This window comes from Pseudomonas plecoglossicida NBRC 103162 = DSM 15088 (assembly GCF_000730665.1).
GTDB lineage: Bacteria > Pseudomonadota > Gammaproteobacteria > Pseudomonadales > Pseudomonadaceae > Aquipseudomonas > Aquipseudomonas plecoglossicida.
This window is the reverse complement of the sequence record NZ_BBIV01000005.1, coordinates 49012-64143: the sequence shown is the minus strand read 5'-3', so window position 1 is coordinate 64143 and position 15132 is coordinate 49012. Positions and strand designations below refer to the sequence as shown.

The 15132-nt window shown below is 62.3% G+C and carries 15 protein-coding genes; 12 read left to right on the top strand and 3 right to left on the bottom strand.

The genetic code is table 11. The features are described from left to right. Positions 1–19: 19 nt before the first annotated feature. Positions 20–1570, bottom strand: coding sequence for a nitric oxide reductase transcriptional regulator NorR (gene norR, locus PPL01S_RS03290; protein ID WP_028625317.1), 1551 nt, complete (start codon positions 1568–1570; stop codon positions 20–22). Positions 1571–1724: 154 nt separating this feature from the next. On the opposite strand from norR, the gene hmpA reads away from it, so the two are divergent. The 12 genes from hmpA (at position 1725) to PPL01S_RS03230 (ending at position 12808) form a co-directional block, all read left to right on the top strand. Further along, positions 1725–2903, top strand: coding sequence for an NO-inducible flavohemoprotein (gene hmpA / locus PPL01S_RS03285; protein ID WP_016393953.1), 1179 nt, complete (start codon positions 1725–1727; stop codon positions 2901–2903). Between the two features lie 335 nt (positions 2904–3238). Further along, entirely contained in the window at positions 3239–3745 is a 507-nt protein-coding gene (locus tag PPL01S_RS03280; RefSeq protein ID WP_016393954.1) for a disulfide bond formation protein B, read from the top strand. 558 nt (positions 3746–4303) lie between these two features. Then, complete coding sequence (cyoA, locus tag PPL01S_RS03275; protein ID WP_016393955.1) at positions 4304–5248, top strand: ubiquinol oxidase subunit II; 945 nt, start codon at positions 4304–4306, stop codon at positions 5246–5248. 3 nt (positions 5249–5251) lie between these two features. Beyond that, positions 5252–7270, top strand: a complete 2019-nt coding sequence (gene cyoB / locus PPL01S_RS03270) for a cytochrome o ubiquinol oxidase subunit I (protein ID WP_016393956.1) — start codon at positions 5252–5254, stop codon at positions 7268–7270. 3 nt (positions 7271–7273) lie between these two features. After that, positions 7274–7897, top strand: coding sequence for a cytochrome o ubiquinol oxidase subunit III (gene cyoC, locus PPL01S_RS03265; RefSeq protein WP_028625318.1), 624 nt, complete (start codon positions 7274–7276; stop codon positions 7895–7897). After that, entirely contained in the window at positions 7897–8229 is a 333-nt protein-coding gene (gene cyoD, locus PPL01S_RS03260) for a cytochrome o ubiquinol oxidase subunit IV (protein ID WP_016393958.1), read from the top strand. Before cyoC ends, cyoD begins: the two co-directional genes overlap by 1 nt. Before the next feature lie 11 nt (positions 8230–8240). Then, the gene (gene cyoE, locus PPL01S_RS03255) at positions 8241–9128 is read left to right on the top strand and encodes a heme o synthase (RefSeq protein WP_016393959.1); all 888 of its coding nucleotides are present in this window, start codon (positions 8241–8243) and stop codon (positions 9126–9128) included. Positions 9129–9407: 279 nt separating this feature from the next. Then, positions 9408–10616: an alanine transaminase gene (alaC, locus tag PPL01S_RS03250; protein ID WP_028625319.1), complete on the top strand. Its 1209-nt coding sequence runs from the start codon at positions 9408–9410 to the stop codon at positions 10614–10616. A 151-nt stretch (positions 10617–10767) separates the two neighbouring features. Then, positions 10768–11151, top strand: a complete 384-nt coding sequence (locus PPL01S_RS03245; protein ID WP_016393961.1) for a YkgJ family cysteine cluster protein — start codon at positions 10768–10770, stop codon at positions 11149–11151. Between the two features lie 158 nt (positions 11152–11309). Then, positions 11310–11873, top strand: a complete 564-nt coding sequence (locus PPL01S_RS03240; RefSeq protein WP_016393962.1) for a GNAT family N-acetyltransferase — start codon at positions 11310–11312, stop codon at positions 11871–11873. Further along, on the top strand, positions 11870–12409 hold the full coding sequence (locus PPL01S_RS03235; protein WP_028625320.1) for a hypothetical protein: 540 nt from the start codon (positions 11870–11872) through the stop codon (positions 12407–12409). Before PPL01S_RS03240 ends, PPL01S_RS03235 begins: the two co-directional genes overlap by 4 nt. A 12-nt stretch (positions 12410–12421) precedes the next feature. Then, the gene (locus PPL01S_RS03230) at positions 12422–12808 is read left to right on the top strand and encodes a lysozyme inhibitor LprI family protein (protein WP_016393964.1); all 387 of its coding nucleotides are present in this window, start codon (positions 12422–12424) and stop codon (positions 12806–12808) included. Positions 12809–12907: 99 nt separating this feature from the next. Here PPL01S_RS03230 and mnmH read toward each other — a convergent pair whose 3' ends face one another. Together mnmH and selD are read right to left on the bottom strand one after the other, a co-directional pair. Further along, positions 12908–14026, bottom strand: coding sequence for a tRNA 2-selenouridine(34) synthase MnmH (gene mnmH / locus PPL01S_RS03225; protein ID WP_028625321.1), 1119 nt, complete (start codon positions 14024–14026; stop codon positions 12908–12910). Then, a complete protein-coding gene (gene selD, locus PPL01S_RS03220) occupies positions 14026–15060 on the bottom strand; it encodes a selenide, water dikinase SelD (RefSeq protein ID WP_016393966.1) in 1035 nt (344 codons plus the stop codon). Before selD ends, mnmH begins: the two co-directional genes overlap by 1 nt. Positions 15061–15132 lie beyond the last annotated feature (72 nt).

The window sequence follows — 15132 nt, the reverse complement described above, 5'->3', positions numbered from 1 at the left end:
TCCTTTGGTAGAAACACGTCTAGCGCAGGCCTAAGCGCCTGGCCAGGCGGCTGAGGTTGGCGCGGTCCAGGCCCAGCTCGCGGGCGGCTGCAGCCCAATTGTCCTGATGGCGTTGCAGGCAGGCGTCGATGAGCTGGCGCTGGTAGCTGTCGAGCGCTTCGCGCAGGCGGCCGTCAGGCAGTGAAGTTGCCGGGGCCGGGGCTGGGGCGGGTTGCGCAGGCGTGGCGGAGACGGCGCGTACGTCAAGGTCGCTGGCCTCCAGGGTGAGGATGCGTGGCCGCTGTGGATGCTGGCCCATGGCTTTGAGCGCCGAACGGCCGATCAGGTGTTCCAGTTCGCGCACATTGCCGGGCCAGTCGTAGGCCAGCAGTGCGGCCTGAGCTTCGCTGCTCAGGCGCAGGCTGTTGAGGCCCAGGCGCGATCGGTTCTGTTCGAGGAAGTAACCGGCCAATAGCAGCACATCGCGCCCACGTTCGCGAAGCGGCGGCACCTGCAGCGGGTAGACGCTCAAGCGGTGGTAGAAGTCGGCGCGGTAGTTGCCGTTGCGCACTTCGGCGGCCAGGTCGCGGTTGGTGGCGGCGATCAGGCGCACGTCGACCCGGTGCTCGCGGTCCGAGCCCAGGCGCTGCAGCTGCCCGCTCTGCAGCACCCGCAGCAGCTTGGCCTGCACGGTCAGCGGCAGTTCTCCGACTTCATCGAGAAACAGCGTGCCGCCGTTGGCCAGCTCGAACTTGCCCCGGCGTTCGCCGTGGGCGCCGGTGAAGGCGCCGCGCACATGGCCGAACAATTCGCTCTCCACCAGGGTGTCGGGCAAGGCGGCGCAGTTGAGGCTGATCAGCGGCTTGTCGGCGCGGCTGCTGGCCTGATGCAGGGCTTGGGCGACCAGTTCCTTGCCCACGCCGGTTTCGCCGGTGATCAGCACGGTCAGGTCGCTGCCGCCGACCAGGCGGATTTCTTCCACCAGTTGTTTGTGTGCCTTGCTCTGGCCGATCAGCTCCCGGTCCTGGCCGCTGGCCTGGCGATAGATCTCGGCGCGGTAGTGTTCGTCCTCGGCGCGCAGGGCCAGGTGTTCGATGCGCTCGGCCACGGTCACGGTGGCGGCCGCCAGGCTGGCGAAGGCTTGCAGGGCGTCCAGCTCCAGGCTCTGGAACTGGCCGGGGGTGAGGGCGTCGAGGGTCACCAGGCCCCAGGGGCGTTCATCGACCATCAACGGGCAACCCATGCAGTCATGCACTTCAAGGGCAGCGTCGTGGGCGTTGACCAGGCCGTCGTAAGGGTCGGGCAGGTCGGAGTCGCTGGCGAAACGGGTCGGTTCGGCGCGGCTGAGGAGAATCTGGAAGCGGGGGTGCTCGCTGACCTTGAAGCGCCGGCCCAGGGTGTCGGCAGACAGGCCATCGACGGCCAGGGGCACCAGCCATTCGCCGTCCAGGCGCAGCAGCGCGGCAGCGTCGCAAGGCAGCAGGCCGCGCATGGCCTGGAGCAGACGCCGGTAGCGCTCCTGATCGGGCAGGTCGCAGGACAGGTCGCTGACCAGGGGGAGCAGGGCGGTGAGCAAGGGCTTTGCGGTCATAAAGACTCCTGTTGGTCGATATGACTATACGCCGGCGTTGGTCGTTTTGACATGATCCCCGTCAAACCCCTGATTTTACGGGCCGAAAAAGTTGGCACGATTGCTGAAGCACCTGAAGCAAACCATTCAAGCCTCAGGCTCAGGAGTCGTTGCAATGCTCAATGCCGAACAACGTGCAATCATCAAAGCTACCGTGCCCCTGCTGGAAACCGGCGGCGAAGCGCTGACCACCCATTTCTACAAGATGATGCTCAGCGAGTACCCGGAGGTTCGTCCCCTGTTCAACCAGGCCCACCAGGCCAGCGGCGACCAACCGCGCGCCTTGGCCAACGGTGTGCTGATGTATGCCCGGCACATCGACCAACTGGAGCAGTTGGGCGGCCTGGTCGGCCAGATCATCAACAAGCATGTGGCCTTGCAGATCCTCCCGGAGCACTACCCGATCGTCGGTAGCTGCCTGCTGCGCGCCATCGAGGAAGTGCTTGGCAAGGAAATCGCCACCCCGGAAGTCATCGCTGCCTGGGCCGCTGCCTATGGCCAGTTGGCCGATATCCTGATCGGTGCCGAGGAAGGCCTCTATAAACAGAAGGAAGAGGCTGCCGGTGGCTGGCGCGGTACCCGTGAGTTCCGCCTGGTACGCCGTGAGCAGGAAAGCAGCGAGATCGTTTCCTTCTATTTCGCCCCGGTCGATGGCAAGCCGGTGCTCAAGGCCGAGCCTGGCCAGTACATCGGCTTGCAGCTGTTCATCGACGGTGCCGAGCAGCGCCGCAACTATTCGCTGTCGGCCTTGTGCGATGGCGAGCAGTATCGCATCAGCGTCAAGCGGGAGGAGGGCGGCAAGGTCTCCAATTTCCTGCATGAGCAACTGGCGGTCGGCCAAACCCTGCAGCTGTTCCCGCCGGCCGGTGATTTCACCCTGGCCGCCAGCGACAAGCCGCTGGTGCTGATCAGTGGCGGCGTGGGCATCACCCCGACCCTGCCCATGCTCGAGGCTGCGCTGAAGACCGAGCGTGCGGTGCATTTCATCCACTGTGCGCGCAATGGCTCGGTGCATGCGTTCCGTGACTGGATTGATGGCTTGGCCGAGCGCCATCCGCAGCTCAAGCGCTTCTATTGCTATGCCGAGCAGGAAGGTTCGCAGGGGGCCGATGCCGTGGGCTTGCTGAATGAGGCGCTGCTGGCCGAGTGGTTGCCGCGTGAGCGGGATGTGGATGCCTACTTCCTTGGGCCCAAAGGGTTCATGGCGGTGATCAAGCGGCAACTGAAGGGGCTGGGTGTGCCTGAGGCGCAAAGCCGTTATGAGTTCTTCGGGCCGGCGGCTGCCCTGGAGTGATGTGCTGACTGGGCTGGCCCTATCGCCGGCTTGCCGGCGACAGGGCCGGTACTGGCTTCCTCTATATAAGGAAATATAAAACGCAACGGCCACCCTTCACTTTAATCCTCCTTTAATCACTGTATCCTTCACTCCCGGGTGTCGAGGGGCTTGCTCCTGCGCGGCCCCCGGGAAGTCGCTTTTAGCCGGCAGACGTTGAACCGACGTCGCCGCAGCCGGTCTGAAGCCCACTCCGGATAGCTCGCTTGCTCGACACGCAACAAGGCCCTGCCTGCGTGTAGACTTGCGCCTGGCAGGCACATCACGCTGCCCTCTATCCATCGAAGGAATCGGCAATGAACGAACTGACATCGCGCCTGAATCGTGAACGGCGCTATCTGGTGCTGCTGGGGCTGATCTGCCTGTCCATGATCGGCGGCGCGCTGTACATGCAGGTCGTGTTGGGCGAAGCGCCATGCCCACTGTGCATCCTGCAGCGCTATGCCCTGCTGTTCATCGCGATCTTCGCATTCATTGCCGCGGCGATGCCTGGCCGGCGCAGCCTGACCTTCTTCGAGTGCCTGGTCGTGCTCAGCGCCATTGGCGGAATCATTGCGGCCGGCAACCATGTGTATATACTCGCCAACCCCATGGTCAGCTGCGGCATCGATACCCTCCAGCCGATCGTCGACGACCTGCCGCTGGCCAAGCTGTGGCCCCTGGCGTTCCAGGTGGATGGTTTCTGCAGCACGCCATACCCGCCGATCCTTGGTTTGTCGCTGGCGCAATGGGCGCTGCTGGCATTCGTCCTGACGGCCATCCTGGTACCGCTCTGCATCTACCGCAACCGGCGCCAGCGTTAGACATTAGTCCCGATTTCAGTGAGGTCTTTTGCACCCACAGAGAAGAGGGAAAATTCCACTCCCGCTTGATCCAGATCAATCACCAAGCCTTGCGCAGCGCGGGCTTGAGGGCTATCAAGCGGGGTGCGACAAACTGTCGCGAAGTTGAATTTCCGGCCTGCATTGTTGCGGATTCCGTAAAAGACTGTTGCTCAATAAGTCATAGTCAAGGGTTGGCGACCTCACTACAATCGCCCCCAATTTCCGTTCGGCACTGCTTGCAAGTCGCAGGATTGAAGGAAGCCTCAGCGCTCCCTTTTGCTGACTTCGTCAAGTTTCGCCCAGCGGCGATACCGGGCGGACCCCCCTCCGCGTTTTCCCGCACCAAATGGACTTGGTCTGAAGTACAGGCCTGTTGCCTACGAAACCATAAGCACCGCTATCTCGCTTGACGCCAGATCCTGCAGTCGGATCTACGGCAGGAGCGAGTACGGGCGTGAATTGCCTCACTTGGCAGGACGAAGTGTTGGCCACCAAAACACAAATTGCATTGAAGCAAGCTGATCTAGAGGTCGTGAGATGAGTAAAAAGCGTTACCCCAGACTGTTTGGCATATTGCCCTTTTTAGGCATGCTTTTACTCAGTGGGTGCAACTGGACCCTGCTCGACCCGAAAGGTCAGGTCGGCATTGAGCAAAAGAACCTCATCCTCATCGCTACCGGCCTGATGCTGCTGGTGGTGATTCCGGTCATCATCATGACCGTGGCGTTCGCCTGGAAGTACCGTGCTTCCAACAAGGCTGCCACCTACACCCCCGACTGGTCGCACTCGACCAAGATCGAGGCCGCGGTGTGGATCATCCCGATCATCATCATCATCGCTCTGGGTTACGTCACCTACAAATCCACCCACAAGCTGGACCCGTACCGTCCACTGGATTCCGATGTGAAGCCGGTGCAGATCGACGTGGTCGCGCTGGACTGGAAATGGCTGTTCATCTACCCGGAGCAGGGCATCGCCACGGTCAACAAGATCGTCTTCCCGGCTAACACCCCGGTCAACTTCCGCGTCACCTCCGACGCCGTGATGAACTCGTTCTTCATCCCGGGCCTGGGCGGCCAGATCTACGCCATGGCCGGCATGACCACCAAGCTGCACCTGATCGCCAACGAGAACGGCGAGTTCGACGGTATCAGCGCCAACTACAGCGGCGCTGGCTTCACCGGCATGAAATTCAAGGCTACTGCAACTTCCCAGGAAGACTTCGACAAGTGGGTCGCCGAGGTCAAGCAGTCGCCGAAGAAGCTGGACAAGGCAGAGTACGACGCTCTGGCCAAACCTAGCGAATACAACCCAGTCGCGCTGTATAGCGAGGCCTCGCCTGACCAGTTCCAGCTGATCGTCGACAAGTACGAAGGCATGAACCGCGGTCGTCCGAGCCACGAAGAAGCAGGCAGCAAAGATCTGGCCACAACCAAGGGTGTGGAATCGAGTATGCAACCAGCTGCCGGTGCAGAGGAGTAAGAGATGTTCGGTAAACTAAGCCTGGAGGCGATACCCTATCACGAGCCGATAGTCATGGTGACGCTTGCCATGATCGCGCTCGGCGGTATCGCTGTCGTCGGTCTGATCACCTATTTCCGCAAGTGGACCTACTTGTGGACCGAGTGGCTGACCACGGTCGACCACAAGAAAATCGGGGTGATGTACATCATCGTCGCGATGGTCATGCTGCTGCGCGGCTTTGCCGACGCCATCATGATGCGTACACAGCTGGCTGCTGCTACCGGCGGCTCCGAAGGCTACCTGCCGCCTGAACACTATGACCAGATCTTCACCGCTCACGGTGTGATCATGATCATCTTCATGGCGATGCCGTTCTTCACCGGCCTGATGAACCTCGCGGTTCCTCTGCAGATCGGTGCACGTGACGTTGCCTTCCCGTTCCTGAACTCCCTGAGCTTCTACCTGCTGCTGGCAGGCGTGCTGCTGGTCAACATCTCCCTGGGCGTCGGCGAATTCGCCAAGACCGGTTGGGTTGCCTATCCGCCGCTCGCGGGTATCCAGTACAGCCCTGGGGTGGGTGTCGACTATTACATCTGGGCGCTACAGCTATCCGGATTGGGTACGACGCTTACCGGCGTGAACTTCCTCGTCACCGTGATGAAGATGCGCGCACCTGGCATGAAACTGATGGACATGCCGATCTTCACCTGGACCTGCACCTGGGCCAACGTGCTGATCGTCGCTTCGTTCCCGATCCTGACCGCTGCACTCGCACTGCTGACTGTTGACCGTTATCTGGACTTCCACATCTTCACCAACGAGCTTGGTGGGAACCCGATGATGTACGTCAACCTGTTCTGGGCGTGGGGTCACCCTGAGGTCTACATCCTGATCCTGCCGGCCTTCGGCGTGTTCTCGGAAGTCACTTCCACCTTCTCCGGCAAGCGTCTGTTCGGCCACCACTCGATGATCTACGCATCGGGCGCCATCGCCGTTCTGGGCTTCGCCGTATGGCTGCACCACTTCTTCACCATGGGTGCCGGCGCCAGCGTCAACACCTTCTTCGGCCTGGCGACGATGCTGATCTCCATTCCGACCGGTGTGAAGCTGTTCAACTGGCTGTTCACCATGTATCAGGGCCGCGTGCGCTTCACCGCGCCAATGCTCTGGACCCTGGGCTTCATGATCACCTTCTCCATCGGTGGCATGACTGGCGTTCTGCTGGCTGTTCCAGGTGCTGACTTCGTCCTGCATAACAGCCTGTTCGTGATCGCTCACTTCCACAACGTGATCATCGGTGGTGCGGTATTCGGCTACATCGCCGGCTTCGCCTACTGGTTCCCGAAAGCCTTCGGCTTCACCCTGAACGAGAAGTGGGGCAAAGCTGCCTTCTGGTTCTGGATCTCGGGCTTCTACGTTGCGTTCATGCCGCTGTACGCCCTGGGCTTCATGGGCATGACCCGTCGTCTGAACCACTCCGACAACCCACTGTGGGAACCCTACCTGTACGTTGCCGTCGTCGGCGCCGTGCTGATCCTGTTCGGTATCGCTTGCCAGCTGATCCAGCTCTACGTTTCGGTCCGCGACCGCAACCAGAACCTGGACGTGACCGGCGACCCATGGGGCGGTCGTACCCTGGAATGGTCGACTTCGTCGCCACCTCCGTTCTACAACTTCGCTCACATGCCTGAGCAGGTTGGCCTGGACGCCTGGCACGAAACCAAGGAAACCGGCAACGCCTACAAGCCAGCGAAGAAGTTCGACGCCATCCACATGCCGAGCAACACCTCTACCGGTTTGTTCATGGGCCTGTTCCTGACCGTCTTCGGCTTTGCCTTCATCTGGCACATCTGGTGGCTGGTTGGTGCAAGCTTGGTTGCAACCATCGCTGTCTTCGTTCGCCACGCTGCGCGTGACGACCAGGGCTACATGGTTCCGGCCGAAGAAGTGGCGCGCATCGAAGGCGAGCGCATGAAAGCGCTGGCCAAAGCAGGTGCTCTGCCTGCCGGCGCACGTGTCGAATCGTTTGAGCGGGTGTAATCAATGTCCAGTCAAGTAATGCACGGTGCTGCTCATGGTCACGACCATGGGCATGACGACCACCACCACGACTCGGGCCAGATGACCGTACTCGGTTTCTGGCTGTACCTGATGACCGACTGCATCCTGTTTGCGTCGCTCTTCGCCACCTACGCGGTGCTGTCCGGCAGTTTTGCCGGCGGCCCGTCGGGTCACGACATCTTCCAGCTCGACTTCGTGCTGGTTGAAACCGCGTTCCTGCTGCTGTCCTCGATCACCTTCGGCTTCGCCATGCTGAAGATGTTCGCTGGCAAGAAAGCAGGCGTACTGGGCTGGTTGGCTGTGACCTTCCTGTTCGGTGCTGGCTTCATCGCGATGGAAATCTATGAATTCCATCACCTGATCGGTGAGGGCTTCGGCCCTCAGCGCAGTGGCTTCCTGTCGGGCTTCTTCGCCCTGGTAGGCACCCACGGCCTGCACGTGACCGCCGGCCTGATCTGGATGGCGATCATGATGTTCCAGATCAACAAGCACGGCATCACGCCGACCGCCAAGACCCGCATGAGCTGCCTGAGCCTGTTCTGGCACTTCCTGGACGTGGTCTGGATCTGCGTATTCACCGTCGTCTACCTGCTGGGGGTTCTGTAATGGCTAACGCACACGACACTCATCACGAAGGTAACCACGGCAGCGTCAAGTCCTACATGGTCGGCTTCGTACTGTCGATCATCCTGACGGCGATCCCGTTCGGCCTGGTGATGTTCCCGAGCCTGCCGAAGAACCTGACCGTCCTGGTCGTGGTGGCCATGGCCGTCATCCAGGTGGTAGTGCACCTCGTGTACTTCCTGCACATGGACCGCTCGAAAGAGCAGCGTTCCAACGTGTCGACGTTCCTGTTCACCGTCCTGGTAATTGCACTGCTGGTCGGCCTGTCGCTGTGGATCATGTTCAGCATCCACTTCGAAATGCTGGCCAAGTGAGGTAAGACTGCATGTCCGTTAAGCACTTTATCCAAATCACCAAACCGGGGATCATTTTCGGTAACGTGCTTTCCGTGGCAGGCGGTTTCTTCCTTGCCGCGAAGGGCCATGTGGACTTCGCCCTGTTCCTGGCGGTGGTGGTAGGTACGTCCCTGGTGGTTGCGTCCGGTTGCGTGTTCAACAACTGCATCGACCGTGACATCGACATCAAGATGGAACGCACCAAGAACCGCGTCATGGTCCAGGGTGGCATGTCGCTGCCCCTCGCGCTGGTCTACGCCACCCTGCTCGGGGTGGCCGGCTTCAGCCTGCTGTATGTCCAGGCCAACCCGCTGTCGGCGTTCTGCGCAGCTGTAGGCTTCATCGTCTACGTCGGTTTCTACAGCCTCTGGCTGAAGCGCAAATCGGTGCACGGCACCTTGGTCGGCAGCCTGTCCGGTGCCATGCCTCCGGTGATCGGCTACTGCGCCGTGAGCAACAGCTTCGACCTGGCTGCGGTGACCCTGCTGGTGATGTTCAGCCTGTGGCAGATGCCGCACAGCTTCGCCATCGCGATCTTCCGTTTCAAGGATTACAGCGCTGCCAACATTCCGGTCCTGCCGGTGGCGCGCGGCATCCTCGCGGCGAAGAAGCAGATCGTGCTGTACGTGCTGGCCTTCGTGCTCGCCACCCTGATGCTCACCCTTGGCGGTTACGCCGGCCTCGGCTACCTGGCCGTGGCTGCGGCCATGGGCCTGTACTGGCTGTACATGGCCTGGGGTGGCTACAAGGCCGAGGACGACAGCAAGTGGGCGCGCAAGGTGTTCGGCTTCTCCATCCTCACCGTCACTGCCCTGAGCGTGATGATGTCGGTGGACAGCCAGACTGCTGCGGACGTGCTGATGACGTACGCGCGCTGATACAGTCGCCTGTTACAGAAAAACCCCGGCCTTGGTGCCGGGGTTTTTTTATGCCTGTTCCGGCCCTATCGCCGCGGTTCGTCGCCACGACAAGCCGGCGATAGCGCCAGACCTGAAAACATGAAATTCGAATTTTCAAAAAATTCATCTGAAAAGTTCTAACAAAACAGGAAATTGTCATTTACAGGCAAACTGTTTCGGCATTATCTTCTGATTCGGCCGTCGCAACGGCCAGCGTCGCTCGGACGGTTCCGGGCGCTTACGTACTCAGAGGAAACCATGGCCAACCCAGGTTCGCCGCGCCGCTTCGCGCGCATCGATCGTCTTCCCCCTTACGTCTTCAACATTACCGCCGAGCTCAAGATGGCGGCCCGCCGCCGCGGCGAGGACATCATCGACCTGAGCATGGGCAACCCCGACGGGGCCACGCCGCCACACATCGTCGAGAAGCTGGTGCAGGTCGCCCAGCGCGAAGACACCCATGGCTACTCCACCTCCCGCGGCATTCCGCGCCTGCGCCGGGCCATCTCCAACTGGTACAAGGAACGCTACGAGGTCGATATCGACCCGGAAAGCGAAGCCATCGTCACCATCGGCTCCAAAGAGGGCCTGGCACACCTGATGCTCGGCACCCTCGACCACGGCGACACCGTGCTGGTGCCCAACCCGAGCTACCCGATCCACATCTACGGCGCAGTGATCGCTGGCGCCCAGGTGCGTTCGGTACCGCTGGTGCCCGGCGTCGATTTCTTCAACGAGCTGGAGCGCGCGATCCGCGAGTCGATCCCGAAACCGAAGATGATGATCCTCGGCTTCCCGTCCAACCCTACCGCCCAGTGCGTGGAGCTGGACTTCTTCGAGCGCGTGGTGGCCCTGGCCAAACAGTACGATGTACTGGTGGTACATGACCTGGCCTACGCCGATATCGTCTATGACGGCTGGAAAGCGCCATCGATCATGCAGGTGCCGGGGGCCAAGGACATCGCCGTGGAATTCTTCACCCTGTCCAAGAGCTACAACATGGCGGGCTGGCGGATCGGCTTCATGGTCGGCAACCGCGAGCTGGTCAGTGCGCTGGCGCGGATCAAGAGCTATCACGACTACGGCACCTTCACGCCTCTGCAAGTGGCCGCCATTGCGGCGCTCGAAGGTGACCAGCAATGCGTGCGCGACATTGCCGAGCAGTACCGCCAGCGCCGCAACCTGCTGGTCAAGGGCCTGCACGAGCTGGGCTGGATGGTCGAGAACCCCAAGGCGTCGATGTACGTCTGGGCGAAGATTCCGCAGCAGTGCGCGCACCTCGGTTCGCTGGAGTTTGCCAAGAAGCTGCTGGCTGAAGCCAAGGTCTGCGTGTCGCCGGGCATCGGCTTCGGTGACTATGGCGACGACCACGTGCGCTTCGCCCTGATCGAGAATCAGGACCGTATTCGCCAGGCGATCCGCGGTATCCGCCAGATGTTCCGGGCGGACGGCCTGGCCCGCAAGTAAGGCCGGATCAGGGGCCGTTAAGCGGCCCCCGATGTTGTCGGATCGACGGCAAACTATTTTTGCATTACCCCTCTTCTCAGCCGACCTGGCTTCGATTACAAATGGCGCGCAGGCCCAGCCCCGATAACAACAACCTTCCCTCCGTGCCATCATGTCCGAATACAACCCTTGCCTTGACTGCGGCGCTTGCTGCGGGTACTTCCGTGTGTCCTTCTTCTGGGGCGAATGCCAGTCTGCCGGTGGCCTCGTGCCGGACGACCTGGTGGTGCAGATCAACCCCACCCGCGTGGCGATGATCGGCACCGATGCCAAACCTTGCCGGTGCGTGAGCTTGCAGGGCGAGATCGGCAAAGAGGTGGCGTGCACCATCTACGCCAACCGTTCCAGCCCGTGCCGCGAGTTCGAGGCGTCGTGGGAGGGTGGGGTGCACAACCCGAGCTGCGACGATGCGCGTGCTGCCTATGGGCTGCCACCGCTGACGCCACCTGGCGCCAACGAGCCGCATTGGCCGGATGACGGGGCCGAGGTGGCCTGATCGTGCGTCGATAGTCTGGGCCTTATCGCCGGCAAGCCGGCTCCCACAGGTGAGCTTGCGCTGTACCTGTGGGAGCCGGCTTGCCGGCGATTGGGCTGCTCTGACCGGGCACATGACGGTAGACTGTCCTCTTCCCAGCAATGGACAGGAGATCCGGCGTGACCCCACCCCGCAGTTTCCCCAGCGACCTCAGCCTCGACAGCCCACGCCTGCAACTGCGCCCGATGCGTCATGCCGATGCCGCGCAGTGGCTGGCGATCATGGCCGACCCCGAGGTCATGCGCTATTGGCACCATGCACCCTGGCACGACCTGGCCGAGGCCCAGAGCGCCCTGGCCGCCGACCGCGAGGCCTATGCCAATGGCGAGCAGCTCAAGCTGGGCATGTACCGTCGCGACAATGGTGAACTGATCGGCATGGTCCAGCTGTTCAACATCGATGATGTCTCGCGCCGTGGCGAGATCGGCTATTGCCTGGCCAGTGCGGTGCAGGGCAGGGGCTACATGGATGAGGCGCTGACCTGTTTCATCGACTACCTCGCCCACACCCTGCACATGCGCCGCCTGGAAGGCGAGATCGACCCCCGCAATCAGGGCTCGGCACGTACCCTCGAGCGCCAGGGCTTCGTCCTCGAAGGCACCTTGCGCGCGCGCTGGTGCGTGGCGGGCGAGTTGTCCGACTCCGGTATCTACGGCTTGCTGCTCGAGCCCCCTGTGGCATGACGGCTTTCTACCTGACCTTCAGCCTTGCCCTGTACCTGCTTGCCCTGTGCTTCGACGGCGCGGTGATGAGCGCCGGCACCCACATGCCGGCCCTGCAGATGCTGTTGTACGGGCCCTGGGGCGTGCCGTTCGGGCTGTTCCAGTGGTTTGCCAACCCGCTGTTGGCCCTGGCCATCCTTGCCCATCGACGCTGCCGCCGTTTGGCCTTGGTGGCCGGTTTGGGCGCACTGTACCTGGCGGTCAGCAGCTTCGGCATCGAGCGGCTGCCGGACAACATCAGCTACGCGTTCCATGTGCGCACAGGCTTTGGGGCAGGTTTCTACCTCTGGTTGTCGTCCATTGCCGTGTTTTGTGCAGGGCAGGCCTGGTATTGCCGGAAGGCGCGCAGCAGCACCGACATGCCGGGCTGGCATTGGCTCGATGTGGCGCTGATCACGGGACTGGCCCTGGCCCTGTATGTCGCGACGCAAATGCCGTCGTTGCGCTTCGAGCCGGGCCAGGTGTTGATGCCGCCGGAGCATTCCCGCGCACTTTGATGGAGGACCGCAATGAAGCAGCAGTATCTGATGGGATTGGCGCTGGCCAGCTGCATGCCGCTGGCGATGGCGGGCGACAACTCGCAGTCTTATGCGCAGTGCATGGACAAGGCGTCCAGCACGGTGGCCATGAGCGGGTGCATCCAGGCCGAGACCAGGCTGCAGGATGAGCGCCTGAACCGCGTCTACAAGCAATTGCTGGGCAGGCTCGATGCGGGGCAGCAGAAGCGCCTGCGTGAGGTGCAGCGGCAATGGATCGGCTATCGCGATGCCAACTGCGCATTCCATGTCCAGGCCAGTGGCGGGAGCATGGCGCAGCTCGAGGGCGGCATGTGTGTGCTGGACATGACCCGCGACAGGGCGGCGGAGCTGGAGCGGGTGCTCAGCCCTGGGCAGTGATGCGTTCTGTGCAGGCCCCATCGCCGGCAAGCCGGCTCCCACAGGATCATCACTGCCCTCGTGGGAGCCGGCTTGCCGGCGATGGGGCGCGAAGCGCCCCTAGCTTCTCACCCGTGGCTCACGTTTGGCCCGGGCCTTGAGGTACTCACGCACCTCCACCGCATCCCCGGCAAACTCGATTCGCCCAGCCTTGGCCTCGCGCTGGTAGGCATACATCGGGTCGTAGTATTCCTGCAGCAACCCCTCGATCCAGCCCCGGTGCAGGTCCACCGCACCATTGCGTACCTGCTCCTCCAGCGCCTGGCGCAGGATTTCGTGCAACCGCTGGAAGCGTTCGCCCCCCAAGCGTTTGTGGATATTGCTCATGCTCTGCAACATGCGCTCGGCGAACAGCCGGCGGCCATCCTCCTCGCCATGCAGCGTGACGAACTCCGCGCACAGATTGATCACATAATCGCGCAGGATACGTTCCACGCGGTTTTCGAAGCTGTCCTCAAGCCACACCATCGGGTACTGCTGCATGCCCTGGTACAACGCCAGCGGCACCGAGCAGCTGCCGACGATGCGACCCTCGTCCTCCAGCACGAACTGCTGGATGCCTCGGGCGCGCTTCTTCAGCACATCGATCGCCAGCTTGTTCTCGAAATCGATCTGCGCCGGCTGCGCGGTGGCGCGCTTGCCGAAGCTGGAGCCGCGGTGGTTGGCATGGCCTTCGAGGTCGAGCACGTTGTTCAGTTGCTGCAGCACATCGGTCTTGCCGGTGCCGGTCAGGCCGCCCACCAGCACGAAATCGCACTGCTCGACAGCTTGCTGGGTAGTGTCCAGCAGGAAGGTGCGCAGGGCCTTGTAGCCGCCCTTGATCCGAGGGTAGTCGATCCCGGCTTCATCGCGCAGCCATTGCTGGACGATCAGCGAACGCAGGCCGCCACGGAAGCAGTACAAGTAACCGTTGGGGTGCGCCTTGGCGAAACTGGCCCAGGCATGCAGGCGCTCGCGCTTGATGGCGCCGCTGACCAGTTGATGGCCGAGGGTGATGGCGGCGGCCTGGCCTTGCTGTTTGTAGCAGGTGCCGACCTTTTGCCGCTCCTGATCAGTCATCAGCGGCAGGTTGACCGTGTTGGGGAAGGCCCCTTTGACAAACTCGATGGGCGCACGCATGTCCATCATCGGCGCGTCATCGAGGAACAGCTGGCGCAAATCGGTGCAGTCGGGGCGCATCATTTCACCTCGACCGCGTGGCTCTGTCGCTCGACCAGCTTGCCGATCGGCGCCAGTTGCAGGCCCAGTTCGGCGGCCACGGCGAGGAATTCGGCCTCGCCTTCAGGGCTGACCGCTACCAGCAGGCCGCCGCTGGTCTGCGGGTCGCAGAGCAGGTGCTTCCGCTCGTCGTCGAGCGCGCCGAGCTTGTGCCCGTAGCTGTCGAAGTTGCGCAACGTGCCACCCGGGACGCAGCCTTCGGCCAGGTAATGTTCGACGCTCGGCAGGCGCGGCACGGCGGCGTAGTCCAGGTGCGCGGTCAGGCCGCTGCCCTCGGCCAGTTCGACCAGGTGGCCGAGCAGGCCGAAGCCGGTCACGTCGGTCATCGCCTTGACGCCGTCGAGCTTGCCGAAGCGGCTGCCTGGGGTATTGAGGGTGCACATCCAGTCACGTGCCAGGCCTTGGTCCTGTTCGCGCAGCTTGGCCTTCTTCTCGGCGGTGGTAAGGATGCCGATGCCCAGCGGCTTGGTCAGATACAGGCGGCAGCCGACGGTAGCGGTGTCGTTGCGCTTGAGGTGACGTTTGCTGACCACGCCGGTCACGGCCAGGCCGAAGATCGGCTCGGGGGCATCGATGGAGTGTCCGCCGGCCAGGGGAATACCGGCCTCGGCGCAGACTGCGCGGCCGCCACGGATGACCTCGCGGGCCACCTCTGGGGGCAGCACGTTGACCGGCCAGCCGAGGATGGCGATGGCCATCAGCGGGTCGCCGCCCATGGCGTAGATGTCGCTGATGGCGTTGGTCGCGGCGATGCGGCCGAAGTCATACGGGTCGTCGACGATGGGCATGAAGAAATCGGTGGTGGACACCACGCCACGCTCGTCATCCAGGGCGTAGACGGCAGCGTCGTCGCGCGAGGCATTGCCGACCCAGAGTTTCGGGTCCAGGGCCTGGGCGCCGCTCTCGGCAAGAATCACATCCAGCACCTTGGGGGAAATCTTGCATCCACAGCCGGCACCGTGGCTGTACTGGGTCAGGCGAATCGGCTCGCTCATACGCACCTCAGGGATCAAATTGTTGCGCGATTGTAGCAAAGCTGGCCTTTGCGGCTGTGGCTCTTATACTTC

Excerpts from the sequence above, each read along its gene's own strand:
- cyoD (WP_016393958.1), top strand. The coding sequence starts at position 7,897 with ATGGCTAACGCACACGACACTCATCACGAAGGTAACCACGGCAGCGTC.
- alaC (WP_028625319.1), top strand. The coding sequence starts at position 9,408 with ATGGCCAACCCAGGTTCGCCGCGCCGCTTCGCGCGCATCGATCGTCTT.
- cyoE (WP_016393959.1), top strand. The coding sequence starts at position 8,241 with ATGTCCGTTAAGCACTTTATCCAAATCACCAAACCGGGGATCATTTTC.
- cyoB (WP_016393956.1), top strand. The coding sequence starts at position 5,252 with ATGTTCGGTAAACTAAGCCTGGAGGCGATACCCTATCACGAGCCGATA.
- PPL01S_RS03230 (WP_016393964.1), top strand. The coding sequence starts at position 12,422 with ATGAAGCAGCAGTATCTGATGGGATTGGCGCTGGCCAGCTGCATGCCG.
- cyoC (WP_028625318.1), top strand. The coding sequence starts at position 7,274 with ATGTCCAGTCAAGTAATGCACGGTGCTGCTCATGGTCACGACCATGGG.
- selD (WP_016393966.1), bottom strand. The coding sequence starts at position 15,060 with ATGAGCGAGCCGATTCGCCTGACCCAGTACAGCCACGGTGCCGGCTGT.
- PPL01S_RS03235 (WP_028625320.1), top strand. The coding sequence starts at position 11,870 with ATGACGGCTTTCTACCTGACCTTCAGCCTTGCCCTGTACCTGCTTGCC.
- cyoA (WP_016393955.1), top strand. The coding sequence starts at position 4,304 with ATGAGTAAAAAGCGTTACCCCAGACTGTTTGGCATATTGCCCTTTTTA.
- hmpA (WP_016393953.1), top strand. The coding sequence starts at position 1,725 with ATGCTCAATGCCGAACAACGTGCAATCATCAAAGCTACCGTGCCCCTG.
- mnmH (WP_028625321.1), bottom strand. The coding sequence starts at position 14,026 with ATGCGCCCCGACTGCACCGATTTGCGCCAGCTGTTCCTCGATGACGCG.
- norR (WP_028625317.1), bottom strand. The coding sequence starts at position 1,570 with ATGACCGCAAAGCCCTTGCTCACCGCCCTGCTCCCCCTGGTCAGCGAC.
- PPL01S_RS03245 (WP_016393961.1), top strand. The coding sequence starts at position 10,768 with ATGTCCGAATACAACCCTTGCCTTGACTGCGGCGCTTGCTGCGGGTAC.
- PPL01S_RS03280 (WP_016393954.1), top strand. The coding sequence starts at position 3,239 with ATGAACGAACTGACATCGCGCCTGAATCGTGAACGGCGCTATCTGGTG.